Source organism: Cyanobacteriota bacterium (assembly GCA_027618255.1).
Taxonomy (GTDB): Bacteria; Cyanobacteriota; Vampirovibrionia; order LMEP-6097; family LMEP-6097; genus JABHOV01.
In genome coordinates this window covers 1-24,589 of record JAQCFG010000015.1, presented here as the reverse complement: position 1 = coordinate 24,589, position 24,589 = coordinate 1, and the positions used below count along the sequence as shown (strand labels likewise).

The 24,589-nt window shown below is 38.6% G+C and carries 23 protein-coding genes, 1 tRNA gene and 1 pseudogene; 10 read left to right on the top strand and 15 right to left on the bottom strand.

Annotated elements, in window-relative coordinates:
- Positions 1-32: 32 nt before the first annotated feature.
- The 6 genes and pseudogenes from O3C63_03545 to rpsB form a co-directional block, all read right to left on the bottom strand.
- Positions 33-1,799 carry a pyridoxal-dependent decarboxylase gene (locus O3C63_03545; protein MDA0771997.1) on the bottom strand — a complete coding sequence of 589 codons (1,767 nt, stop codon included), beginning with the start codon at positions 1,797-1,799 and terminating at the stop codon, positions 33-35.
- A gap of 61 nt (positions 1,800-1,860) precedes the next feature.
- A pseudogene (locus tag O3C63_03540) lies at positions 1,861-2,235 on the bottom strand (phosphomannose isomerase type II C-terminal cupin domain).
- A gap of 32 nt (positions 2,236-2,267) precedes the next feature.
- A complete protein-coding gene (locus O3C63_03535; GenBank protein ID MDA0771996.1) occupies positions 2,268-2,873 on the bottom strand; it encodes an FHA domain-containing protein in 606 nt (201 codons plus the stop codon).
- A gap of 23 nt (positions 2,874-2,896) precedes the next feature.
- A tRNA-Leu gene (locus O3C63_03530) sits at positions 2,897-2,983 on the bottom strand.
- Positions 2,984-3,018: 35 nt separating this feature from the next.
- Positions 3,019-3,891 (bottom strand): translation elongation factor Ts, encoded by an 873-nt coding sequence (gene tsf, locus O3C63_03525; GenBank protein ID MDA0771995.1) that lies wholly within the window; start codon positions 3,889-3,891, stop codon positions 3,019-3,021.
- A gap of 19 nt (positions 3,892-3,910) precedes the next feature.
- Entirely contained in the window at positions 3,911-4,681 is a 771-nt protein-coding gene (rpsB, locus tag O3C63_03520; GenBank protein MDA0771994.1) for a 30S ribosomal protein S2, read from the bottom strand.
- Positions 4,682-4,852: 171 nt separating this feature from the next.
- Between rpsB and fliJ the strand changes: the two genes are divergently transcribed.
- From fliJ to O3C63_03490, 6 genes are all read left to right on the top strand, one after another.
- The gene (fliJ, locus tag O3C63_03515) at positions 4,853-5,305 is read left to right on the top strand and encodes a flagellar export protein FliJ (protein MDA0771993.1); all 453 of its coding nucleotides are present in this window, start codon (positions 4,853-4,855) and stop codon (positions 5,303-5,305) included.
- A 58-nt stretch (positions 5,306-5,363) separates the two neighbouring features.
- Positions 5,364-6,164, top strand: a complete 801-nt coding sequence (locus O3C63_03510) for a hypothetical protein (protein ID MDA0771992.1) — start codon at positions 5,364-5,366, stop codon at positions 6,162-6,164.
- Between the two features lie 24 nt (positions 6,165-6,188).
- The gene (locus O3C63_03505) at positions 6,189-7,082 is read left to right on the top strand and encodes a hypothetical protein (GenBank protein ID MDA0771991.1); all 894 of its coding nucleotides are present in this window, start codon (positions 6,189-6,191) and stop codon (positions 7,080-7,082) included.
- A gap of 158 nt (positions 7,083-7,240) precedes the next feature.
- Complete coding sequence (ybeY, locus tag O3C63_03500) at positions 7,241-7,756, top strand: rRNA maturation RNase YbeY (GenBank protein MDA0771990.1); 516 nt, start codon at positions 7,241-7,243, stop codon at positions 7,754-7,756.
- A 10-nt stretch (positions 7,757-7,766) separates the two neighbouring features.
- Positions 7,767-9,188, top strand: coding sequence for a cysteine--tRNA ligase (locus O3C63_03495; protein ID MDA0771989.1), 1,422 nt, complete (start codon positions 7,767-7,769; stop codon positions 9,186-9,188).
- Complete coding sequence (locus O3C63_03490) at positions 9,173-10,084, top strand: adenosylcobinamide-GDP ribazoletransferase (GenBank protein ID MDA0771988.1); 912 nt, start codon at positions 9,173-9,175, stop codon at positions 10,082-10,084. The genes O3C63_03495 and O3C63_03490 overlap by 16 nt, the downstream gene beginning before the upstream one ends.
- Before the next feature lie 103 nt (positions 10,085-10,187).
- On the opposite strand, the gene O3C63_03485 is transcribed toward O3C63_03490, so the two are convergent.
- Positions 10,188-10,433 carry a hypothetical protein gene (locus O3C63_03485; GenBank protein ID MDA0771987.1) on the bottom strand — a complete coding sequence of 82 codons (246 nt, stop codon included), beginning with the start codon at positions 10,431-10,433 and terminating at the stop codon, positions 10,188-10,190.
- 183 nt (positions 10,434-10,616) lie between these two features.
- Here O3C63_03485 and O3C63_03480 point away from each other — a divergent pair, with 183 nt between their 5' ends.
- Entirely contained in the window at positions 10,617-11,819 is a 1,203-nt protein-coding gene (locus tag O3C63_03480) for an LL-diaminopimelate aminotransferase (GenBank protein MDA0771986.1), read from the top strand.
- Between the two features lie 174 nt (positions 11,820-11,993).
- Here the strand turns inward: O3C63_03480 and plsX are convergent, their stop codons facing one another.
- A complete protein-coding gene (gene plsX, locus O3C63_03475) occupies positions 11,994-13,001 on the bottom strand; it encodes a phosphate acyltransferase PlsX (GenBank protein ID MDA0771985.1) in 1,008 nt (335 codons plus the stop codon).
- A gap of 109 nt (positions 13,002-13,110) precedes the next feature.
- Here plsX and O3C63_03470 point away from each other — a divergent pair, with 109 nt between their 5' ends.
- Positions 13,111-14,442 carry an AAA family ATPase gene (locus O3C63_03470; protein ID MDA0771984.1) on the top strand — a complete coding sequence of 444 codons (1,332 nt, stop codon included), beginning with the start codon at positions 13,111-13,113 and terminating at the stop codon, positions 14,440-14,442.
- 88 nt (positions 14,443-14,530) lie between these two features.
- Here the strand turns inward: O3C63_03470 and O3C63_03465 are convergent, their stop codons facing one another.
- From O3C63_03465 to O3C63_03445, 5 genes are all read right to left on the bottom strand, one after another.
- Positions 14,531-14,998, bottom strand: coding sequence for a hypothetical protein (locus tag O3C63_03465; GenBank protein ID MDA0771983.1), 468 nt, complete (start codon positions 14,996-14,998; stop codon positions 14,531-14,533).
- A gap of 6 nt (positions 14,999-15,004) precedes the next feature.
- Positions 15,005-15,214: a hypothetical protein gene (locus O3C63_03460; GenBank protein ID MDA0771982.1), complete on the bottom strand. Its 210-nt coding sequence runs from the start codon at positions 15,212-15,214 to the stop codon at positions 15,005-15,007.
- Positions 15,215-15,419: 205 nt separating this feature from the next.
- Complete coding sequence (gene gyrA, locus O3C63_03455) at positions 15,420-17,999, bottom strand: DNA gyrase subunit A (GenBank protein MDA0771981.1); 2,580 nt, start codon at positions 17,997-17,999, stop codon at positions 15,420-15,422.
- A gap of 372 nt (positions 18,000-18,371) precedes the next feature.
- Positions 18,372-19,544, bottom strand: coding sequence for a hypothetical protein (locus tag O3C63_03450; protein MDA0771980.1), 1,173 nt, complete (start codon positions 19,542-19,544; stop codon positions 18,372-18,374).
- A 137-nt stretch (positions 19,545-19,681) separates the two neighbouring features.
- Positions 19,682-19,960, bottom strand: a complete 279-nt coding sequence (locus O3C63_03445; protein ID MDA0771979.1) for an HU family DNA-binding protein — start codon at positions 19,958-19,960, stop codon at positions 19,682-19,684.
- Between the two features lie 248 nt (positions 19,961-20,208).
- Between O3C63_03445 and O3C63_03440 the strand changes: the two genes are divergently transcribed.
- Both O3C63_03440 and O3C63_03435 read left to right on the top strand, forming a co-directional pair.
- Positions 20,209-21,180 carry a hypothetical protein gene (locus O3C63_03440; protein MDA0771978.1) on the top strand — a complete coding sequence of 324 codons (972 nt, stop codon included), beginning with the start codon at positions 20,209-20,211 and terminating at the stop codon, positions 21,178-21,180.
- A gap of 3 nt (positions 21,181-21,183) precedes the next feature.
- Positions 21,184-21,828 carry an O-methyltransferase gene (locus O3C63_03435; GenBank protein MDA0771977.1) on the top strand — a complete coding sequence of 215 codons (645 nt, stop codon included), beginning with the start codon at positions 21,184-21,186 and terminating at the stop codon, positions 21,826-21,828.
- Here the strand turns inward: O3C63_03435 and O3C63_03430 are convergent.
- Together O3C63_03430 and O3C63_03425 are read right to left on the bottom strand one after the other, a co-directional pair.
- Positions 21,818-23,098: a YkgJ family cysteine cluster protein gene (locus O3C63_03430; GenBank protein ID MDA0771976.1), complete on the bottom strand. Its 1,281-nt coding sequence runs from the start codon at positions 23,096-23,098 to the stop codon at positions 21,818-21,820. The two genes, O3C63_03435 and O3C63_03430, sit on opposite strands and share 11 nt — an antisense overlap.
- A gap of 3 nt (positions 23,099-23,101) precedes the next feature.
- A partial coding sequence (locus tag O3C63_03425) for a TolC family protein (protein MDA0771975.1) occupies positions 23,102-24,589 on the bottom strand: 1,488 nt, incomplete at its 5' end.

The window sequence follows — 24,589 nt, the reverse complement described above, 5'->3', positions numbered from 1 at the left end:
ATTATTCAGGAGCCTACTCCGCAAAAATGTCATTATTCAGGAGCGGACTCCGTAGAAATCGCATTGAAACTGCAAATACTCTTTATTTCAGCCAAATACTCTTCTGGCAATTGTCTCTCATATTCTCTGCGCAAAGCGATAAACTCATCAACAAATCTTTTGAGATAGCGACCGGCGCGAGGATTCAATAAATAAGCCTTCCAAGCTGTCAGTTCATAATCATGCTTGCCATATTGTCCCCAAGCACCTGACTTAATATGATCTAGTAATGGAGTATCTGGTTTTTTGTGCAGCTCCCAGAACTTAAAAAAATCATCAACAAAAACCGAGAGCTGTTTTGATTGAGTTTGAAAATCTGGATCTTTAATCTCGTGCTTCAAAAGCGCTTCAGCATCTTTGACAAAACTAGGATAAGGTCTAAACAAAGTAGTAAAACCAAGTGACTTGTTAATCACCCCGATATTATTAAAGCTCATAAATCTTTGCTTGAGCATATCAGAGTACTGTAAACTAGCAGCCAAGAGGGTTTGATAGCCCTCAATACCAAGAGTGTTAAAGGCCATTGCTGCAGCATAAATCCCAATACTACTTCTAGTACACTCAAGTGAGTACTGCACAGGTGCTATTTTAGATTCGCTTGGATCAAAATACTTAAACTCACTAGCATCCCACATCAAGTGTTCAAAATCCTCTTTGTCTTTGACCACTAAGAAGCTACAACTATAAGGAGTAAAACCAGTTTTGTGCACATCGACAGTAACTGAATCTGCCAAATTTAAATTTCTAGATTTTGCTTGAATCTCAGGTAATTTCTCAATAAATGACTCAGTAAAATGCAAAGGATTCGCTGCTGTATCATAGTTATTAAAAAAACTAAATGCCCAACCAATCGCTGCATCAATGTGCAGATGCGGCTTGTGCATCTTTGGAAACTGTTTGCTAGCTTCATCAATAATCTCACGCACCGCACGCACATCATCAATTGCACAAGCATCTGTGGTGCCAACGGTAATTAAAATCGTAGGAACAACAATATTGTTTTCCATACAACTAAATAAAGTCTCTTTGAGTTTATCAAGATTGATAGAAGCATCACTATGACAAGGAATACGAATAGAGTTTTGCCTACCAACTCCAATTGCAGCTAGGTTAGTAAAGTTAGAAAAATGTCCAGCTTGTGAATTTATAAACAAAAACTTCTCTTTGACGTTCATCAAACCAGTTTCTTTGACATTGGGGAAAGCCTTGCGCAAACCAAAAATATACCCGTACATATTGCCCTTGGTGCCGCCTTCAAGAGAGAGCCCACCGGCTTTGGCAAGATCCTTAAAACCAAGAATCTTGGCAAGCGATTTGACCACGCGCACTTCAAGCTCATTTGCGCGCTTGCCATACTTACTGGTAACTAGATTTGGATTTACAATGACAGCACCAAGCGCACCAAGCACCGCAGGCAATAAAGTAATTGGCATCACATTGCGCCAATCAAGCCCAGTTCTACTGTCAATAGAATTATAAAAAGGCAAAACATAGTCAATCGCTTCTTGCTCAACTCCAAGCTCATCAGGTACATGAATTCCATAATCAAGATGGTTCATATTGACTGTCTTGTTTGGATTTTTGGAATACTCAACGGCTCTGCGCAAAAACTTTTCTAGACTTGGAAAGAACTCATCAAAATGCTTAGTATGATCAATAATCTCACCATTGAGTCCACCATTTTCGATGACATCAAGCTTGGCTTGATAGTCAGGATCAAGCGTAAAATCGTCGTTAAGGCCTAAAGTCTCGTTTGCCATGTTCTACCCCTTATTTTAACAGCTGTGTAATACTTATTTACCCAGAAATCTAAGGTTTCTGCTAGCCGCGTCCATAATCATCTTGAAACCGCTCAATATCATCCTCACCAAAATAGGTGCCAAGTTGAACTTCAATAACAATAAGATCTTCTGTGCTGCCAGCTGGATTAGCAATTCTATGTTTAGCTCCTTGAACAATCGTCACCGATTGTCCTTTCACCAAATGCTGAACTTGATCATTAAGAGTAACATCAGCTTTGCCTTGAGCTATTACCCAAAACTATGATCTTTTTTGGTGTCTTTGATAACTTAATCTATGCCCTGGCTTAACGATGAACTTCTTGACCTTGTGAGTCTTGCTATCATCCAAAACAGTCCAAGATCCCCAAGGAGTATCGCGGTAGCTGTCATGGGGGTTTAGTTTAGACTCTGGCATTAAACCAAGTTAGCATCCTGGCTTGGTTTAAGTCAACTACAGGTGAGCTTTGGAACAGTGAACTCTAAAATAGCTCCACCCAATTTAACACAATCTCCGGTATTTAAAGCTACTGGTTCCACGTCTACAAGTGCACCATTAACAAAGGTTCCATTCCCAGTGCTCTTACCCGTTATTGCTAAAGAGCCATCATCTTGTTTTGTGATCTTGCAATGCTCGCGGCTCACAGTTAAATCATTGACGAAAACAATATCATTCTTGTCTGGATCCCTACCGATTCTCAATAGTTCACCAGACGCTAGAGTTTTTAAAGCTTCTTCAATTACAGCTGCTGGCTGATTCTCACTAACAATCTCGCTCAACTTAGACTGAACTTCTGCATCGGGTAATAGCTGAGCAATTGCATCAAAAATCCTGAAAAGGTCGTCAAGAGAACTTTTTAGTTTTGGAATCCCTGCTTTTGCAATAATACTTGCTTGCACTCTATTGATTGTTTCCCACATAACTTTATCAGAGCTCATCTGACAAAAGCTTTCTAGAGGGGTTCTTTGCGTTTCATCATTCTCTCCACTAGCCAGACTACCCAATATCATCAAAACACGAGTAGTTAAAGTAAATTCTTTCCGCTGAACAGTCATAACTGTTTATCTTATCATAAAGATGGTGCCGTTGGTCGGAATCGAACCGACACTCAGTTGCCTGAACCAGATTTTGAGTCTAGCGCGTCTACCAATTTCACCACAACGGCATTACAAAGACTAATTGTACAACAATTTATGTTCTTTATACTTTCATTGCCGCAGCAACTTCAGCAGCATAATCCTCTGTCTTCTTCTCAACACCATCGCCAAGATTGAAACGAACAAATGATTCAACTGTAATGTCACCCAAGAAAGCTAATACTTTGGTACTAGGGTCTTTAACAAAAGGTTGCTCAAGCAAAACTCTTTCAGCAAGTAATTTATCAACTCTGCCTGTAACGATTTTTTCAATAATTTCAGCGGGCTTGCCTTTAAGGTCATCCTTTTGAGATTCAAGTTCTTTTTCTTTGGCAATTGTTTCAGCAGGAATCTCAGTTCTATCAATAAATTCAGGAGCTGGATTTGAAGCTGCTATATGCATTGCAATATCAGAACCTTTACTAGCATCAGCTTTAGATAAAGCAACCAAAACTCCGATCTTAGAGCCAACCGGATGTACGTAACTAGCTACTCCACCACTTGCTTCAACTAAAGCAACTCTTCTTACCTCAATCTTCTCACCGATCTTCGCTGTTAATTCAACCGCTGTATCTGCTACAGACTGTCCATTAAGATCTGCTTTCAATAAAGAATCAATGTCCTTAGTTTTGTTAGTCAATGCAGCTTGTGCAACCTTGGCTACAAAAGCTTGAAAATCCTCATTCTTAACTACGAAATCTGTTTGCGCATTCACTTCAACTAGAACTGCTGTTTTTGCATCAGCTGCTGTTGCAATTACCCCTTCAGCTGCAATATTGCCAGCCTTCTTAGCTGCTTTGGCGATACCTTTTTGCCTAAGGTAATTAATCGCCGCTTCCATATCGCCGTTGCTTTCCACGAGTGCATTTTTGCAGTCCATCATCCCTGCACTAGTCATCGCTCTAAGCTCTGCTACGTCTTTTGCTGTAAAATTCATATTTATCTCCTTAGTATATTTATCTACGTTTGCTGCCTGCAGTTGCTGCGCCGGCAATAATTGCGTCTGCAAAATACTTTGCAATCACATTGATAGATCTCATTGAATCATCATTAGCTGGGATCACGTGATCGATTCCAGTTGGGTCACAATTGGTGTCAGTCAAAGCAATTAAAACAGCCTTGACTTTTTTGGCTTCACTTACTGCAATTGCATCTTTGATTTGGTCAAAAACAACAATCACGTCTGGCTTACCACGCATTTTTTTCAAACCACCAAGTGATTTGTTCAATTTGCTAATTGTACGGTTGATACTGGCAACTTCTTTTTTACCGTAGTTATCAAAACCACCAGTTTCTTTTTGCGTTTCCAATTCTCTTAACTTATTCAATCTCGCTCTAATTGTATCGAAATTGGTAATTAATCCACCTAGCCATCTCTGGTTAATAAAAAATATATCTGCTCTTTCAGCTTCTGCTTTGCAAATTGCTGATGTTTGTTTTGAAGTTCCAACGAACATAACATTTTTGCCTAGCTTAGATTGTCTTGTCAAAAAATCTCCAGCAATCATCATGTTGTTTACTGTTCTACCTAAATTTATAATGTGAGTATTGTTACGAGTCTCAAAAATGTACTCTGTCATTTTGGGGTTCCATTCCTTAGTATCATGTCCAAGGTGTACTCCTGCAGTTACTAAATCCTTGAGTAAAGCCTTAGCTTGCTCTAGTTTTGCTGCCCTATCTACTGTTTGTTCTTTATCTGTATTTTTGTCTGTTACTGTTGTTGCCATTGTTTTCCTTTTATGGGCCTAGAATCGAGCTTTAACCTTTCTCAATTTTGCCCTGTTTTAATGCTAGATTAGCCCGAATCACGGGGAAATCTGCACAAATCTTAGCAATATAGCCGTGGCTATTGTGTTTTCTTAACTTCTACTTAATGATATTCTGCCAAAATATCCCTAATGGCATTCACTTTTAGGCTCGAAAGAGTATTAACAATAAGGAGGCAAGCTTTGGAAAAGGCTCGCCTCGCTGTGATTGCTGCCCAATCCGAACTTATCAAAGCTCAAAAACATGTAGAGAGTGTCAAATTTGAACTCAAAGAAAAACATGATGAATTAATTGAAAGTAATTATGCAATGGCAGAAAACTACCTCAGGGTCATCAAAACCCTTGATAAGAAGCTAGCTCAGGCTCAGAAAGAGCTTTTGCAACGAGAGCAAGATCTTGAAAACAAGAAACACGAACTTATAGAAGCTCAAAAGAAACTAGAAGCTCTTGAGAAACTACGTGAGAAACAAGAAGAAGAATATATCTTAGAAGAATCAAGATTAGAGCAGAGACTCACTGATGAAAGAGTAACCATGAAGTTTGCAAATGATATGTATGCAAATCAAGAAGAGATTGAAGTTTAAAACAACCTTTTACTATAGCCTTAACCAAAGCATAACCCCTACTTGTTACGAATAATACGTGAGCGTACTAATTGACCATAAACAAATAAACAAACAGCCATTGCAAAACAATGCCAACTCTTTAATCAACGGCCATAAAGCAGGCAAGGGACAGAATAGTTTCGCCAATGAACTTGCAATGATGCGCGAATCAGCTGGTCAAGCAAGATCAGAAGCAAAACCAATGATTCAAGAGGATGTTCAAGTACTTAAACAAAATCCAGCGACAAACACTACAGCAAAACAAACAACAGCTACTATGCCAGGTTTTTCTCAAGCACTCAATCAAGATGCAGAAACTCAATTAAAAACTTTACGCAATCAAGAACTCAATAAAGAAATGCTACAAACGCAAACAACTGAAGAATCTAAAAAAGAGGCTCAAGAACTTTCAGACAAATTTGGTAACTCTGAAGCATTAAACGCCAATGTTGGACAAGTCAACAATAAACAAATTACAGAAGCAATGCGTGAAGGCAATATTGCTCAGCAAGAAGCGAATTACAATGATAGTTCTAACGAAAGAAAAAGACAGCTTGCAAATTGGGAAGAGCTTGCTCCATCAATTATTGAAGATCCAACCAACAAAGCCATTAGACTTGATATACCAGGGATCGCAGATCTAGAAACTCTCATTATCAGAATGAATAAAGGATCAGTTGGCATCCAAGTTATAGGTTCCAAAGGAGCGATGGAACAATTAATTTCTAATGAATCAGAACTAGCCAATAGACTTGGCGCAAAATCAATTGGCTTGGATAAATTCCAAGTATTTGATGGAGATGTATTAAGGAAGTCGAAAGCGAAAGCTGCTGCTTAATTAGAAGAGGGGAGAACAGAGGCAATGAATAGAATACAACACCTATCCAGAAACGCAACCATGAATTCAGTCGAATTAATGGATGTGGTATCGAACAATATTTTTGGTTACACCATGAACGGGCATCGTGCTCGTAGATGGACATTTAATGATTTTATGAATGGTGGTGAAATCAATGATGGTGGTTTCAAAATGACACAAGGCAAAGCAGAGCCTAGACCAGGCGAGTGGAGCAAAATGATGATCAAAGGCAGAGGTTTTTTCACTGTTCAAGATCCAAAATATCAAAAAACTTATTACACTAGACTCGGTGATTTTCACTTAGATGGAGCTGGTAATATGGTTTCTTCAGAAGGTTTTAGATTACAAGCAATTCCTCTAGCAGGAGCTGCTACACATCTTAATAGTCCTGACCCAGCCAACCCTGACTACGATCAAGTTAATCCTAACTTCGTGGATCCATTCAATAATCCTTATACTAACAATGCTCAACAAATCAATGCACCAGGACAAGCTCTCGGTGGAGTAGCTGACGTGAATCTCGGCATAGATAGACGCAACGGCAGATATCTTGGAAGATATGACTCAATTAAAGTTGGACAAGATGGAGTAATCTACGGAAGAGACGGCAATAACCTAGTTTCACTTTATAGACTATCTGTTGTTGCATTCAATAATCCAGATGGTTTGGTAAATGCCAAAGACGGAATCTATTTCAAATCAAGCGATACCAGTGGACTTCCTAGCTACAGCGTTTCAGGCAATATCGTAGTAAATGAAGCACTAGAAAAAAGTAATGCTTGGGTAAAACTCGAAGCTCATTACTTAACCGATGCACAAAGATATTTCCAGGCAGCTACTCAAGTACATAAATTAGCAGACAAGATATCTGGAACCGCCATCGAGATGATCCAGTAGCAACTTTCGTAATGCTCAATAGCTGCTTTATCTGAATCCTCGTTTACGTCAGTAAACTTCGGACACGCCCCTTGGGGCTTCAGAGGCATTGATCTTGAACACCACAAAAGCCGCTACAGTTTCTAGACTATTCATGCATGCTAGAATAATCACTTCAGATGGCCAAAGTATCCATATCCAACAGAACAAAAAACCCAGAATTAATCCCAGAAGATTCAATTCAATGGAATCTTCTAGCGGATACCGTTCTTGACGATAGTTATAAGCCATATTTCAAAGAGCACGAAATCGTAATTAGTTTTGTTGAAGCTGAAGAGATTCAAGAGCTCAATCGTTTATATAGATACAAAAATGAAGTCACTGATGTTTTGTCATTCAATGCTATTGGCAATTTGTGTTCTGACCTTGAAAAATTTGAAGACCTGGCTAACACTGAAGACTTGGAACCAGAAGATTGTGCTTTAGGAGATATAGTAATTTGTGTTTCTATCGCTCAAGCTCAAGCAGCAGAAAGAAATTGCGAGCTCAAACAAGAAATCGTCATGCTTTTTGTACATGGCTTACTACATCTATTAGGTTACGATCATATGCAAAGAGAGGACGCTGAACAAATGTTTGGCTTACAAAACACTGTCCTTGAGAAGCATGGATACATAGTTCGCATAAGCTGCTAAAATACTAGTGATGCGCATCTTTAATAATCTAAGCCGCAAGATAGAAGAATTTGAGCCCGTAAATGCGCCTCAAGTCTTTATATATAGTTGTGGTCCAACTGTCTATGATGTTTCACATATTGGACACGCTCGTAGTACCATCAACTGGGATTTACTTTATCGTTACTTAAATCATAAGGGTTACAAAACCAAATGGATCCGCAATATCACCAATATTGATGACAAAATAGTTGCTCGTGCAACAGAACAAGGAATCAGCGCCGATAAATTATCCAGAATTTATACTCAAGAGTTTTGGGCAGATATGAAAGCTCTTAATGTCTCATGGCCAGATTTTGAACCGCGTGCAACTGACTTTCTTCCTGAGATGATTAAGTTCATTGAAGAGCTGATTGATCAAGGCTTTGCCTACAAAGTAGAGAACCTGCCTGAAAATTCTCAAATGCAAGGCTTGCGAAGTTCGGACAAGCGTAACGCAGCAGTTGGGGATTTGCAGGTAGGTTATGATGTTTATTTTAGAGTCAGCAAGCACCAAAACTACGGTCAGCTCAAAGGACAAAACCTTGAACAGCTCAGGGACGGGCTTTCTCGAGTAGACCCTAATAGCAAAAAAGAAGACCAACTTGATTTTGCATTGTGGAAAAGTTTTCCAAATGACGATTCTAGTTTTGAGTCTCCTTGGGGACTTGGTAGACCAGGCTGGCATCTTGAATGTAGCAGTATGATTCGTTCCATCTTAAAACAACACGGAGCAGGAGATACTCTTGATATTCATGCCGGCGGCGATGACTTAGTTCATCCACATCACGAAAATGAGTGTGCGCAATCAGAAAGCCTTAGTGGCAAACCACTTGCCAAGTATTGGATGCACAATGGCATGGTCATGATCAATGGCAGCAAGATGTCAAAATCAGAAGGTAATTATTTCACTATCAAAGATGTTCTAGCAAAATACAAAGCAAACTCAATTAGATATTTTTGCTTGAGTACTCATTATAAGAAGCAAATTAATTTCTCACATGAAGCTCTCGAGGCGGCAGAAACTGGTTTTGAATCATTAATATCAAGCATAAAAGGCACAGAAGCAAAAGCCCATGATAAAGACTTGGTATCTAAATTCAACGCCGCCATGGACGACGATCTAAACAGCGCCAAAGCACTTGCCTTATTATTTGAAAACAAAGACTCAACTGAAACGGTCGCCTATCTTTTAGAGGTCTTAGGTTTTGACTTAAGTCAAAAATCCGACCAAGATAATCCAAAAATAACAAGTGCGCTAGATGCCATAATCAGATTATTACTAAAAATGCGAGACGCTGCTCGCAATAATAAGGATTTTGCAACAAGTGACAAAATCAGGAACTCATTGACTGAAGCAGGCATCTCTATAAAAGATCACCGTGATCAGGAGACTGAATGGAGTTTAACTTAATCAAAGGTATTAGATTAGCGGTAAGTTTTTTGACAATCTTGCCAATCTGCCCCAAAGGCAAAATCAAAAACCAAGAATTTGCTAGATCGATTATTTATTTTTCATTAGCTGGATTAGTTCTTGGCTTATTCAATTTGAGTTTTTTATATCTTGCACAGTACTTAAGTTCTCTAAGCCTCAACCTTGATCAGTTTATTACTCAAATCTCCAAACTCATGCCTTGGTTTATTGACTGGGGATTAGCGCTAGCACCAGAATCTTTGACACTGCAATTTAATTTAATGAACCCATGGCTTATTGCAGTTGTACTTGTGTTAATCAATACTTGTGTCACTGGCGGTTTGCACCTGGATGGTTTAATGGATTGTTTTGATGGCATAGCTTGCGGCAAAACTAATCGCAAAGATATTCTTGAAGTAATGAAAGACAGTCGTGTTGGTGCTTTCGGCTCAATGGCTGGCAGTCTTGCACTGATTGTTCAAGTCGTTGCTCTAGCCCAGCTTGATTACACGAATAATCAAATTGCTTTATTGGTTTTATTAGTGCCGGCAATTTCTCGCTTGATGATGGTGCTTGCAATTCTCTTTCAAGTCAAAGTCAAATCAAATAGCTCATTAGCTATATTTAAGAAGTATCAAGAACCCGTGATTGATATCATTGTCAATCTGGTTTGGATCAAACTTGCTGCCATTATTTATATCAGTCAAGTAGCAATTAGCTTAGACAAATTAATTCAATTAGACTTGATTATCATTCCCTGGATGATCGCAACTTGGTTTATTTATAAATGGCTTGCTTTTAAACTCAAAGGGCACAATGGAGATAGCATGGGGGCTGGTTTAGTCCTTGGTGAGAGTCTGTGGTGGCTTGTACTCATGATGCTTAAAGGGTTTTAAGCCCCAAAAAGCCAAGACTAGCTCTTTCATCCCGAGTTTCAAAGGTAGAACTACTACTAACATTACAAACATGAACAAAGTCAGAGATATTCCTATCCAAAACTCAATACCTAACTCCATATTCAAACTCCTTTGAAACAATATATTCATGATTATACATCATTAGTTTAAAACCACCAATAAATGAAACTATCGATATAAAACCCCAAAATATACTACTTAAGCCATGATAAACATAGTCTTGTCTAACCACTTCAAGCAGAATAGAACACCATGGTGTCATTAAGGTGATTGCTGCAAGAAATATCAATCTTGTCCCATACAATAATGATTCAGGCAAACTTTTCACTCTCTTCTCCTTTCCAGCTATCTTACAAAACCATAACTAAAAATGAAAGGGGTCATTTAACCTCTGAGCATTTCAATAAAATCCAATTATAACAAGGGTTTTCAGATTTAATTTCTAAAATCAAATCAATAAAAACCCTTCAATGGGGTCAAACGACCCCTGAGATGATAAAATTCGATAGTTATGACAGACACAGCAGAAAAAACAGAACTAGGCACATCAAAGAGATTGGATTTAATTCCTCCTTATCTTTTTGCAAGAATAGATCAAAAAAAAGCAGAAGCCAAAGCCAAAGGTGTTGATGTAATCAACATGGGCATAGGTGACCCTGATCAGCCAACTATGCAAGCTGTAATCGATGAGATGCACATTGCAATTGATGATGCGAGTACTCATGACTACCCGCCATACACTGGTACTTTAGATTTTCGCAAAGCAGCTTGCAAATGGACAGCTGAGCGATTTGGGGTTCAAGAGTTTGATCCAGTAACTCAATGCCTTTCAACCGTTGGCTCTAAGGAATCTATTCATAATTTATTTTTGGCTTTCGTTGATCCTGGTGATTATACTTTGATTCCAGATCCTGGCTACCCTGTATACAACACTGGGACTATCTTTGCTGGCGGTACTCCATACAAAATGCCACTACTAGCTAAGAATAATTTCTTGCCTGATCTTGATGCTATCCCAAAAGATATTGCTGCCAAAGCCAAAGTGATGTTTATTAATTACCCAAACAACCCAACAAGCGCAACTGCTCCAGTTGAGTTTTTCCAAGCAGCTGTAGATTTTTGTAAAAAACACAATATCTTGTTAGCTCATGACATGGCATATTCAGAAATATATTTTGAGGGCTATACTTCTCCTTCTATCTTTAACGCTATAGGCGCCGAAGATATTGCAATTGAGTTTCATTCTTTCTCTAAGAGTTACAACATGACTGGTTGGAGATTAGGTTGGGTACTTGGTAATCAACAAGCGATTCAAGCATTAGCTCAAGTCAAAACCAATGTTGACTCCGGTGTCTTCAAAGCCATCCAAAAAGCGGGTATTAGAGGATTTCAAATTCCTCAAGCTGATATCACCAAACGCAACCAAGATATTTATGAACCAAGACGCCAAGCAATACTTGAGGGTCTTAGATCTTTAGGTTGGGAGATACAAGGACCAAAATCAACTATGTTTGTTTGGGCTCCTATTCCGCGCAGTGAAAGCTCTGCAGCTGCTTTTTGCGAAAAACTACTTGATGAATGCGGCATAGTCGTCTCTCCAGGGAATGCTTTTGGCGATTCTGGCGAAGGCTTTTTCCGTATTGCTATGACAACCAATGTGCCTAGGATTCAAGAAGCGTTTAAGCGGATGGCAGATAAGGGTATTAAGTTTTAACCATCGTCCTTAACTTATCTCACCAGTGTTTTCAAAAGCAAATAGCTAAACAATTTTGTCCGCGAGGGTAAGCAGAAAAACATTCAAAATTCATTTTCGAAGAAAATGCTTGTTTTTCAATTCTGTCGAGCGGTAAAATTCGTTTAGTATTTGCTGAGACTATTATAACTAAGCTTAAAATTCAGCCTTAACAGCCTCAATCACATCATTCTCCACCAACAACTTTGCATGCTTGCAAGCATTCTTAATTGCTTCAGCATTAGAACTACCATGAGAAATAATTGAGATCCCGTTCAAGCCACCGAGTAAAGCTCCACCAAATGAGTTGGGATGAAATTGATCCTTGATCCTATCAAAAGCTCCTGAGAGCTTAAGTAATAAACCGCCAAGCATTTCAAGAGGACCAGTAGCTTTGATTTGATGTTGCAAAGCAGAGATCATCATCTTAAGTCCACCTTCAAGTGACTTAAGATGAATATTGCCCGTAAAACCATCACAGACCGCAATATCACAAATATCATCAATAATTGTTTTACCTTCAACATTACCAATAAAATTAATTCGAGATTCATTGTCTAATAATTCATAAGCTTCTTTATATCTATCAGTACCCTTACCAGGCTCCCCGCCTACATTCAGTAAACCCACTGTAGGACTTGGTCTCTTCAGAACTATCTTGGCCAGAATATCTCCAATAATTGCTGACTGGCGCATTTGCTCAGGAGTAGATTCTATATTAGAACCACCATCAATGAGTAACATCTTAGACAGAGTGGTTGGAATCACAGTACAAATGCAAGGTCTCTCAAAACCTTCAATGCGTCCAAGTCCAAACAAAGAAGCAGCAGTAGCAGCTCCAGTATGACCAGCTGCAATCACAGCATCGGCCTTACCTTCAGCTACTAATCTATTTGCAACGACTACACTGGAATTGACAGCACGCTTGACAGCACGTGCTGGATTTTTTTCATCCATGGTAATGTCTTCAGGCGCGTCAATAACTTCTATAGCTAAGCAGCAACCGCCATTCTCATGCAGGACTTTTTCTACTTGCTGTTTCTTTCCGGTAAGAATGATTTTAACGCCAAGCTCACGGGCAGCCATAATGGCTCCCTTGATAATCTCCTCTGGCGCATAATCTCCGCCCATGGCGTCTATAGCTATTGTGATTTGCTTGTTCATCTAACGGAATCCAGTATATCACTGAAAAATGCTAGTTTTTTCAAGAATAACCCAAATATACCCATATATTTAGATTGATTTTGTCCAAATCTGTGGGTATAATTATGCTATGCGACGTAAAATAGAACAAGAGCTTAAGCAGTGGTTTCTGTCAAAACAACACAAACCAGTGATACTTCGCGGGGCTAGGCAGGTTGGCAAGTCATATATCATCAGAAATTTTGCTAAGAACAACTTTGCTAATTTTGTAGAGATTAATTTTGAAAGGAGGCCTGAACTCAAGGATATTTTTAATACTAATGATCCACAAAAAATTATTAACGCAATTCAAATTACTTTATCTCAAAAAATTATTCCATCCAAAACACTTTTGTTTCTTGATGAGATTCAACAATGTCCGCAAGCAATAGTTAGTCTTAGATATTTTTATGAGGAGATGCCTGACCTGCATGTGATCAGTGCAGGCTCATTATTAGATTTTACTTTGGAGTCAGAACAGATTAGTGTACCTGTTGGCAGAGTGCAGTACATGTATCTTTATCCAATGAGTTTTTATGAATATTTAGAAGCTATCGGTAAATCTTCCATGGTTGAATGGATTCAATTACTATCGCTTGAGGATGAGTATCAAGCCAGTATTGATTCAGTTATCAATGAAGAACTAAAGCAGTTTTTTTACCTTGGCGGTATGCCAGAAATTATTCATGCCTATATTAATCAAGTCAATATCACTAAATTACTAAGCCTGCAAGATTCACTACTTACCAGCTATAAAGACGATTTTGGGAAGTATTCCCAAAGAGCTCAAGCTAAGTATTTAGAAGAAGTGCTGCAAGGCTTGCCAAAACTTGTGAGTAACAAGTTTGTTTATTCTAGAATTAATCCTGACACCAAATCGACTAATATTAAAGAGGCTTTGGAACTGTTGGTCAAAGCTAAAGTTGCTCATAAAATCAAACGTGCTAATGGTACTGGTTTACCATTTGAAGCAGGTGCTTCAGACAAGCACTTTAAAGCAATCATGCTTGATATTGGTTTGATGCAAAATATTTTAGGGCTTAGTGAAGACATCATCTTGACTAAAGATCTTCACTCTATTGCTGCTGGAGCCTTAGCTGAACAATTTGTTGGACAAGAATTACTCGCAACTACTTCAGCTCTGCAGGATCAAAAATTATTCTATTGGGAGCGAGAGGATAAAAGTAATGCTGCAGAAATTGATTATTTAATTTCAGTAGGCTCTAAACAAATTCCAGTTGAAGTTAAGTCTAGTCATCGAGGTAGACTCAAAAGTCTCAAGTATTTCATGGACAATTTTGATTGTCCTATAGGCTTGCGAATTTCAACTAATCGTTTGGATTTTAAAGATGGGATTTTGAGTGTACCGCTTTATGCAGTTGCTGAGATTCCTCGGCTGGTAAAGGCTTTACGTCTAGTTTAACTATAATGAAGTATTGGTGCAGAATGGTTAATTAGGGCTAGTTCTTAATCAAAGCGTGCTTTTTGCGGATGCGACCCTGTTTCAGGTGCTAGTATAAATCTGGAATTGTGGAGACCTGATCCCCGTTATTTTTCTTTAAAATTACTATCTGTGAAAACAAAGTGAAAACATCACGGGGTAAACGAGAATATATTTCTTTAGGCGCTGCTTCATTTGCTAGAATCTCAATGTTTGGGTATGGTTCTATTGACTTTATAAAAGCTGATCTCTCTTGTTCATCATGAAAACTTGCGATAACTATTCCACCAGGTTTTAGTGTACGAAATCCATTAGCAAAAATTCTTGTAAAGGTGAGTGGGTCTAAAAGATTTGCAGGGTGCTGGAAGAATAAAATATCATTGTCTTCATTTCTGAAATAGTTTGGATTAGTGCAGTCTCTCTTTTGATACTCAATAGATATTTTTTTTGAAGCTCTGTGTCTTTGTACTATCGAATACCAAAAACTTGAATCATCTTGATCCAAGCCTTTGTATTCAATTTTAGTTGAACTTGCCAAGTTTTTTTAATTTGTAAAAAAATCGACAATTCCGTGTATGCCAGGGTCTTGCCCGCAAGCAATATTTAAGATCCTATAGGGATTGTCCATTGCTGTGAGATCTAATCTTTGTCTGTAGTATTGAAGTTCAGCTTTGAAAACATCGTCGAATGATTCAAGCCTTGCGGCTGGACCTATCAATACTGGACTGGTAGCAACTGTAGTGGCGGGGTGCATTAACATGATAGCTTAGCATATATTTACTTGTTTTCAGGCACTTTCCAACTTCTAGTATAAAATCTTATAGGGATTCTCATTCTATGCCGTCAACTTCAGCTTCTCACCAAACCATAAGCTAAGGGTTCACATGTCGTCATTGGACTCTCAAGCAAGAGAAAAAATCGTTGAGAATGAATCTCTTATTCCAGCACCTGTAGCCTAGTTAATCAAGCTCTTCAAGCGGCTCTTCATCAGGTGGCAATTCAACTTCCTTAGTACTTGCAGTAAGCACTAATTGCTCAGAACCCTCAGCCTCAATCTCAGCAGCGGACATAACTTGCTCATCATTCTCTGGGTCAATGATTGGATTGATAGATACTACTTCATCGTCATCACCAAGTTTGATAATTCTTGAACCTGTCGCCATACGACTTTGGAAACTAATGTCACCTGTTCTTTGTCTTACAACAACACCATTGGAAGTTGCAATTATAAACTCATCATCAGGACTTACTACTCTAATAGTTGCTAGTTTAGACTTAGGAGTCTTGAATTTAGTACCAATAAGACCTAATCCACCACGCCCTTGTACTCTAAACTCACCAATCTTGATACGTTTACCAAAACCATCATTAGTAATCACAAGTAGGTTAGTGTCTTCATTCTCTGAATCAACAATATCAAAACCTACAAGCTCATCACCCTTACGCAAAGTCATGGCTTTAACGCCTTTGGCTACTCTACCCATTGATCTTACTTCAGATTCTGAATAACGGATCACCATACCATCTCTAGTTCCAAGAATAAAACTCTTCGTACCATCAGAGATACGAACCCAATTCAAAGCATCACCCTTCTCTAAACCGATTGCGATGATACCAGACTTACGTACAGTGGCAAAATCAGCAAGACTAGTTTTCTTCACGGTACCTTGCTTAGTCAACATACTCAGATAAGTACCTTCATCAAAATCACGAGTTGGAATCACAGCTGTGATTTCATCCTCAGACTTAACACTAATAAAGTTGACCAAAGCCTGTCCCTTAGCTTGTCTTGAGCCCTCTGGCAAATCGTAAACCTTGGTACTGTATACCTGTCCTTTGTCCGTAAAGAACAATAAAGTATCATGCATCGAAGTTACAAAGAAATGTAATAAATCATCTTCATCTCTTGTCTTAATGCCGCCTTTGCCCTTAGTAGCACGACGCTGGCGTTCAAAAGTAATCAACGGAATACGTTTAACGTAACCCTGCTTAGTAATAAAGATAGCCATCTTCTCATCGGCAATCAAATCTTCCATAGACATATCATCACCAGTACCTCTGGCAATCTGGGTCTTACGTTCATCGCCATGATTTTTAATTACTTCTTCTGATTGTATTTTCACTTGATCAAGAATCAACTTACGACTTGCAAGAAGACGAATAAGAGATTTGATTGTTTTCTCAAGTTCTTTTTTCTCTTTCTCAAGCTTCTCTAATTCCAGTCCAGTAAGGCGTCTTAGCTGCATGTCAAGTATCGCGCTTGCTTGCTTCTCAGAAAGCTTGAATTTCTGCATCAAACCTTCACGAGCTTCTTCAGTATTTGCAGATTTTTTGATTAGCTTAATAACAGCATCAATATCACCAATGGCAATTAATAAACCTTCAACGATATGGTGACGAGCTTCTGCTTTCTTCAAGTCAAACTGCGCCTTGCGAGTAACAACTTCAACTCTAAACTCGACAAACTCCTTTAATATCTGCATCAAAGTAAGTTGTCTTGGCTTACCATTAACCAGCGCAACCATATTGGTTGAGAAGTTTTGTTGTAGCTGTGTATATTTAAGTAAATTATTTGCGACAACCTGTGGATTAGCATCACGCTTGAGTTTGATCACAATACGTCTACCATCACGTCCAGATTCATCGTTGGCATCTGCAATTCCAGTAATTCTTTCATTCTTAACTAACTCTGCGACCTTAGTAATAAACGCTTCCGCGCCCACTAAGTAAGGTAACTCCGTAATCACAATTGCTGTCTGTGACGAGCTTTTACCTTTGCTAATTTCTTCAATAGTATAAGTTGCTTTTTGTTTAATACCACCTTTACCAGTAGTGAACGCGTCAACAATACCGTTGGTACCAAGAATAGTACAACCAGAAGGAAAATCAGGACCCTTGATGATCTTGTTCATTTCTTTAAACTCAATCTCAGGATTATCAATTAAAGCAATTACTCCATTCATCACTTCTGTTAAATTATGCGGTGGAATATTTGTTGCCATACCAACAGCAATACCAGTAGAACCATTAACCAATAGTCCTGGAATTTTAGAAGGCAATACTTTGGGCTCTTTGAGCGAACCATCAAAGTTGTCTACGAAATCAACCGTCTCTGATTCAATATCAGTAAGGAAATCTACTGAAACTTTGTCTAGTTTCGCCTCGGTATAACGCATCGCTGCTGGTCCATCATCAAGCGAACCAAAGTTACCGTGACCACTCACAAGTGTGTAACGTGAACTAAAAGGCTGAGCCAATCTAACTAAAGAATCATAAACAGCAGTATCGCCATGCGGGTGGTACTTACCAAGAACCTCTCCAACAATACGTGCACATTTCTTAAAGGCTTTGTCTGGATACATTCCCATATCATGCATCGCGTAAAGTATACGTCTGTGCACCGGCTTCAAACCATCACGAACATCAGGAAGCGCACGACTCACGATGACAGACATCGCATAGTCAATGAAACTCTGTTTCATTTCATCTCTGATTGTGATTTCTGTAATCTTGCCGCCGGTTCTAAATAATTCTTTCATAGCTTAACTATATAATTTTACTATAAAAACTATTGTACTCTTTGGTGTTTTATAAAGATATGTAAAATCTTAAGCAAATCAGCTGTACGTTTATCTTAAACCAGTCCCTTCTGCCGTTAGTAAAAGCTCAATAACTTGAGGTAATCACCATCTCAGGTTTACTGCTTAAAGCTTATGCACAAAACGAATTTCCCGAAAAATGGCTTCGGCGACGTTAAACACAAGACTTGGTCACATTTTTTGAAAGTAAATTCTGCCACGCAACGCAGAATTTACTTTCAAGCTATAGAACGCCTCCAGGCATTTTTCGGATAAATTGTTTTGTGCATAAGCTTCTTAAGACTCGCGTGCAAAGGATTTTGCCTCAATTTATTAAGCTGTTACTGCCGCTGCTATATTCTCTAAATAATTATTACCTTCATCAGTAAGTGGGAAAATAAAATATTTCAATTGATCATTCATCTCCAATCTTTGAATCCTTTTGAGTTCAGCAACAGCATCGCTAATCTCAGCAGCTTGCACAATACCTTGCTCCTGAGCTTTTACTAAAACCCTTTGTAATTGAGCAAATCTTTGTTCTCTATTGTCAGTCAAACTTGAACCCAATTTCTGTAACTGCAAGTCCATTTTTTCTCTATGCTTATCCATATAAAAAACTTGATCAAGTTCATGTAACTGTACACTTGTCATTAGAGTATATAAAGCTCTAGTAATAGGTTTTTCTCTCCCCAGCTCTAACCTTGCACTAGTAGCATCATTCTCAACTGTTCCAATAAAATCAAATAAATACAAACGTCTTTTATCATAATGAGAGTTCTGACTACGTGCAGTATCCTTCAAATCAATTCCAGCTTTTGACAAAGTCTTGATACAATCAATATACTCAAGCAAATATTCATCACTCAAACCCCTTATCAAATAATCAGAGTTTATTTCTGACTTATCCAGTTCAAAAACATCCGTAATAATATTAGATCCAGGCATAATATTAGTTACCAGTGAATTTAAACCAGGTTCTGATTGAGCTTGTGGCAAAAGGATTTCTCTTTGTACAAAAGCAAATCTGTTTGGCTGCTGTAACTCTTGGCGCCTTAGATCTAAAACCTGATCTACTCGAGCTAACTCATCTTTCTCAAGTTGACAGAGATTCTTCTTAGCCCCGTCAACACTATCACAAGAATCGGTCATAAAAAACTTCATTGCAACAGAATGAGAACCTGAGCTAAGCTTAAAAACCGAACCAAAAGTACCAACCCCTAACAAAGAATCTATCAAGCCCTTTTTCTTCAGCTCTTCAGCAAATGCTGCAATTTCGGTTTTAAGTTCTAGTTTTCTGTGATCATCAGCTTGCCTTGTTGTTTCAGGAATGGAAGACCTAAACTCTTGCCATTTATTCCAAATACGATCTCGCTTTTGAGACAAGATCTCAAGATCACGATCTGGAATAGTAGGGGCTTGAAGTTTAGCTACTTGACCAGCAGCTCCATTGCCAGACACAATGTGATTTCCACTGCTTGCAGCAGCTTCAGTTGGATTTTGCTGCAAGGGCGGTAAGGCATTGTCCCTAACAGGTTTAATTGGTCCTAGACCCATTTCCCATTAAAGTCAATTTAAGTTAATAAGGCATTAAAAAACCACACCCTAAAGTGTGGTTTTTTATATATATTTGTAATTCAGTTCAACTACGCAGCTTTAACTGTATCTTTGAATTGTTTACCAGCAGAGAATGCAGGAACGCTTGACGCAGGGATTTTAATCTCTTCTCCTGTTCTTGGGTTTCTACCGATTCTACCTTTTCTGTCTCTCTTTTGGAAAGTACCGAATCCTGTTAATGTAATCTTGGTCCCGTGTGCAACCTGGTCTTTAATTTCATCTAATAACGCTGTTACTACTAGATCTACTTGTTTTTGAGTTAAGTCGCCATCTTCTGCGATTTTTGATACTAATTCACCTTTATTCATTGGTTAAATCTCCTTTGCTTATATAAGCCAACACCTGGCTATATAAGCAAATTACAACAGTTTTACTGTATTTTGCAACCCCTTATTACAGTATTTTTGGGGTTTATTTGAGATAATATAGGTATTTTCCACTAATATTAGTAAAATTTAGTACTAAAACTGCTATTATTATACGTAATACAGGCTGGCGCGATGATAAAGCATCATCAAGAAAGATGCTTTGGCCCAAGAATCTGGAATATGTCAATATGAGTGAATTAACGCAAAATCCAAATATTGCTGCACTTAAAACAGAACTTAATAATCCAAGTTCTAATTTGGCGCAAGCAAGATTTGCTCGAGCTAGGATGACGGCTAATTCAGGAAATTTATCAGGCAATATCGGTGATAAAGATCTTGGGATTCTTGCAAGGTATTTAGCTTCAAGACTTAATGTACCAGAGTTCATGGCATTTAAAATGATCCGCAAATTTGTTGGAACAGGACAGGCATCAAGTTTAACGGATATCAAAAACTTCTTTCTTGACTTTGTCAAGAGTGGCGCTTCAGAAAGAACCCAAGAACAAAACGCCAAAGCATTCGAGCAACTTCGCAGACCTGAAACACAATCTAAGAGTGGCACAGAGCTAGAAGCTATTTTCAAACCAATCGTTAAAGATCTTGGTGATGAATTTGTTGGCTATCGCCAGCAAGCAACAAGAAATCAAGCAAACTTGGTAAGCAAAGACTTGGCAGATACTCATGTACCAACTAAGCCTCAACTCAGTAATTTAGTAACAAGTCCGCAAGTATTTGCTTCTTGGTTAGTTAATAACCGAGCTGCATTTTTAATGCTTAAATCTAATCCACAATTAGTACAACTCTTAATGGCAATCAATAATCCAAACATCGCCAAGTCACCTCTACTACTCCAAGAAATTTATAAACTAATTACACAGATCATTAAAATCAAACGCGGTAGGTCACAAGTAGAAGACGTTGATGACACAGTCAGGGAGAACATGAACCACGCTGTCAATCAGGAAGCCACTGAACACGAGGTTAACATAGTGCACCAGCTCAAACAAGTCATTGAACAAATGCCAATTAAATCACTTAGAGATTTCTTACTGGAAGCTGAACGTTTTGCCGAGGAAGAGGTTGCCAACATGTGGTCACTAGCCCTCAAAAAAGAAAAAGAACTCGAACGTAAACTCGGGCTCCTGCCACGCAAGAAATAAATAATGTCTGACGAACGCAATGTAGTAGTTGAATATATTAGTGAACGCTTCGCACAAGAAGATGATTTACTCAAAACTATTTTAAAAAATCAAGAAGCTGGCGGTGGACCAATGATGAATATTGGGCCAGATCAAGGCAAGTTCTTAGGGCTTCTAGTTAAATTATTGAAACCTAGTAATGTGCTAGAAGTCGGTAGTTACTATGGTTATAGCTCTGTGTGGCTGGCGCGCGCTCTAACATCGTCGTGCAAATTACACTGCATCGAAGTCTCTTCAGAGCAATGCAGGATCTTAGAAGATCACTTCAAGCAAGCTGGCTTAGAAGATACTTGCGTGATTCATCATGGCTCAGGCATCGATATCATGCAGCGCATGATTGACGAAGGCAAAATCTTTGAAATGATTTTTATTGATGCCGACAAAGCTAATTATTCTAACTACTTAGACCTCGCTGCTCAATTGCTTCCCAGTGGCGGACTCTTACTGGTAGACAATTGTCTTTGGTCTGGTAAGGTCGTTGACCCTAGTGTTGATGACAAGCAAACCCAAGCTATTAGAGACTTTAACGATAAACTAGCTGCGCATCCAGATTTTGATTCTTGTATTGTAACGATCCAGGATGGTTTGGCTTTTGCTGTTAGGAATTAGTCAACCAGGCAACCAAAGTCCCCACCGGTTGTTTCATCTCCTTGAAACCATGTTCTTGAGCGAGCCTGGTGTTACTGCCACCAATCATCGCTGTTGTCTCTCGCGAGTCGTAGACTGGTCTTTCTCCTCTATGACTAGAGTTGGCTTGATATTGCTTCAAATAGAGCTTGCATGCTTGCACATCTTTATTATTGATCGTCGCCAGACCAAAAGACCTACATGCTAGTGGTCTTAGTGTATGAATCTCGCAAGAGTCATGCTCATCAAGAAAGGGACAAGTGAATTTCATCTCGTGTGGATTTTCTTTGGCACTAGTAATTTGATCAACAATCTTGAGTGGCTCTCCATGTTCTTTGACATGAGCTTCTTGTATTTTTGCTGCTCTTGTTTTAAACCTAACAAGCTCATCATCACTCAAACTATTTTTGATAAACAAAAACTCAGTAAGCGAGACAGAAGGAAAATCCTTCTTACAACAATCACTACATTGATAATAAAAACAAGTGTCCTGATAAATCCCGGAACGCAATAACACCTCTTCTTGAACTTCAGCAACTTCTTTATAAATAGTTGCTAAATTATCAAGTATTGCAGCAGAAGGGAATGCCTTGGTGGTAGCAAGCTTGTCTAGCGTATAATCCGGACTAGGATTGAAGTTCTTACGATATTTTACCAGCTCAGTTTCTGCTTTGTCCATTTGATCTAAACGCCTATAATACTGAGCGCGCAATCTATATTGTTGAGCTCTTAAATTATCATCTATCAATTTAACAAAATTCTCATCGTTAGAAATTATTTCTTCTAATCTAGATTGCCACGCCTCGCTATGCTCAGCATGCAATGACACCTCATTCAATAAATAATCAGAGAAGTATATTGCCAAATTAGGCAAGACTTCTATCTGTTGGTAAAAATCAATCTCAGGAAATTCAATCAAATTGCGCAAGTCTTTATAAAGTTCAATCATTTCATAACTCACATCATCAATTAACTCAGGTCTAGCTTTGCGAATAGAGATATGCATTGGAACGATCTTTTGTTTATTGAGAATTAAATTCAATAGAAATAAGGCTTTGCATTTAACAGTATCAACCTGATGAGGATTTTCCATCAACAAATCATTGAGCTGTTGATATTTGCCATTAACCAGCAGTACCAAAAATCCAAAATAATTCTTGTTACTGTTATAGTCTTGCTCCAACTCAGGATAGCCTGAATCAGTGCTTTCAAGCAGTTCCAGTGATTCAAGTTTGTGGTTCTTCTTGTTCATCTATTAGTTAGAAGCCTTTAAATTCGATCGTTCAGAACCCAATTGTTTTTGCAGCGCTGCTGAACTAATTGTGCCCATATCATAAGCTAATTTAGCTTGGGTCAAATTATAATCAGCGACACTAGTGATCAAATTAAGTTCAGCGGCTGTAAGTTCTGATTCTTTTTCAATCAATCTAGCAAAAACATCTATACCGTTTTCGTATCGCAACTTAGCGAGTCTCAGAGCTTCTGTTGAAGCTTCCTGTTCTTTTTGGGCTGCTTTGACAATAGATTTGGATTTATGGAAATCCAAGAAACTCAATCTAAGACTTCTTTCAATTCCTTGTAGCTCCTTTTGATATTCCAGCTTGGCACGTTTCACTTTGGCGCGTGACTGCATGGTGTCAGCGACTGCAGTAAGTCCAAGTCCATCACCAATGTCATATCTCGCCTCAAAACCAAGTGTCGTCAAACCAAACATATTATCCCAAGTCTCGCCGGTACCAGCCATCTCAGCATAGACATCTACTTTAGGCAGGTAATCACCAGCCTTGGCAAGTCCCTCCTTGAGCGCGCCCTCGCGCAATTGCATTGCACTTTTGATACTTGGATTTTGTTTAAAAGCCGTGTCCAAGAAATCCTTAGCACTTATATTTTCTTCTATCAATTCCAATTTTGCAATTTCTTTCACAGCTGTTTTATAAGAAGTCTCAAGTGGGGCATTAATGTGATTGGCTAGTTCAATCCCTGCTTTTCTGAATTCAGCAATTTGTTCTATGAGTTCTTGTTCTTTGCGCGCAACCCGAGCTTCAGCTTGCACTAAATCAAACTTGGTACCAGTACCTGCATTAAAAAACTTTTTGGCAAGGTCATGGTTAGACTCAGCATTCTTAAGAGCCTTTTCATTACTATTAAGCGCTACTTGTGCCTTTATAAGCTCGTAGTAGAGACGGATTGAATCATAGATAAGTTTGTTATATTCTGCTTGTTCAAGGTTCTGGCTTGACTTACGGTAAAACTTTTCTGCCCAAGCAAGGAAGCTAGTAGTTCCTCCATTAAAGGCACGATAATTCAATCTCACACCAGCCGTTGAAGTCGTCTCATCAATTCCATTTTGAAAATTAGTATTGAGGAAAAAAGTACCATCTCGATTTCGCTTCGTTGCATTCAATTCCACATCAGGTAAGGCATCAGAAATACGTTCCCAATATTTCCATTTCGCTTCTTGACTATTTGACTTAGCAATCTGCAAATTAATGTTGTTTTCAATTGCTTTCGCCAATATCTCTTGCAAATCTAACTCAACAGCTTGCATTGTTGATTCTTGTTTGAGACTAGTTTGAAATTTATCGAGTGATTCTCGCTGTGCCCAAAGGCCATTAGTAGCCATGGCCCAAACGGACATAAGCAACACAAAATCACGTGTCTTATTTTTTTTCACTCTCATTATTTTGCCCCTCTTGACCTTAGACAGCCATGTAACTAGAATTGTTTCCATCAACGCCGGGTC

What these genes read in the sequence shown, in the direction of transcription:
- O3C63_03535 (MDA0771996.1), bottom strand. Translation starts at nt 2,873, where the DNA reads ATGACTGTTCAGCGGAAAGAATTTACTTTAACTACTCGTGTTTTGATG.
- O3C63_03435 (MDA0771977.1), top strand. Translation starts at nt 21,184, where the DNA reads ATGTCTGACGAACGCAATGTAGTAGTTGAATATATTAGTGAACGCTTC.
- O3C63_03470 (MDA0771984.1), top strand. Translation starts at nt 13,111, where the DNA reads ATGCGACGTAAAATAGAACAAGAGCTTAAGCAGTGGTTTCTGTCAAAA.
- O3C63_03490 (MDA0771988.1), top strand. Translation starts at nt 9,173, where the DNA reads ATGGAGTTTAACTTAATCAAAGGTATTAGATTAGCGGTAAGTTTTTTG.
- O3C63_03440 (MDA0771978.1), top strand. Translation starts at nt 20,209, where the DNA reads ATGAGTGAATTAACGCAAAATCCAAATATTGCTGCACTTAAAACAGAA.
- plsX (MDA0771985.1), bottom strand. Translation starts at nt 13,001, where the DNA reads ATGAACAAGCAAATCACAATAGCTATAGACGCCATGGGCGGAGATTAT.
- O3C63_03445 (MDA0771979.1), bottom strand. Translation starts at nt 19,960, where the DNA reads ATGAATAAAGGTGAATTAGTATCAAAAATCGCAGAAGATGGCGACTTA.
- O3C63_03545 (MDA0771997.1), bottom strand. Translation starts at nt 1,799, where the DNA reads ATGGCAAACGAGACTTTAGGCCTTAACGACGATTTTACGCTTGATCCT.
- O3C63_03495 (MDA0771989.1), top strand. Translation starts at nt 7,767, where the DNA reads ATGCGCATCTTTAATAATCTAAGCCGCAAGATAGAAGAATTTGAGCCC.
- tsf (MDA0771995.1), bottom strand. Translation starts at nt 3,891, where the DNA reads ATGAATTTTACAGCAAAAGACGTAGCAGAGCTTAGAGCGATGACTAGT.
- O3C63_03430 (MDA0771976.1), bottom strand. Translation starts at nt 23,098, where the DNA reads ATGAACAAGAAGAACCACAAACTTGAATCACTGGAACTGCTTGAAAGC.
- O3C63_03480 (MDA0771986.1), top strand. Translation starts at nt 10,617, where the DNA reads ATGACAGACACAGCAGAAAAAACAGAACTAGGCACATCAAAGAGATTG.
- rpsB (MDA0771994.1), bottom strand. Translation starts at nt 4,681, where the DNA reads ATGGCAACAACAGTAACAGACAAAAATACAGATAAAGAACAAACAGTA.
- gyrA (MDA0771981.1), bottom strand. Translation starts at nt 17,999, where the DNA reads ATGAAAGAATTATTTAGAACCGGCGGCAAGATTACAGAAATCACAATC.
- ybeY (MDA0771990.1), top strand. Translation starts at nt 7,241, where the DNA reads ATGGCCAAAGTATCCATATCCAACAGAACAAAAAACCCAGAATTAATC.
- fliJ (MDA0771993.1), top strand. Translation starts at nt 4,853, where the DNA reads ATGGCATTCACTTTTAGGCTCGAAAGAGTATTAACAATAAGGAGGCAA.
- O3C63_03505 (MDA0771991.1), top strand. Translation starts at nt 6,189, where the DNA reads ATGAATAGAATACAACACCTATCCAGAAACGCAACCATGAATTCAGTC.
- O3C63_03460 (MDA0771982.1), bottom strand. Translation starts at nt 15,214, where the DNA reads ATGCACCCCGCCACTACAGTTGCTACCAGTCCAGTATTGATAGGTCCA.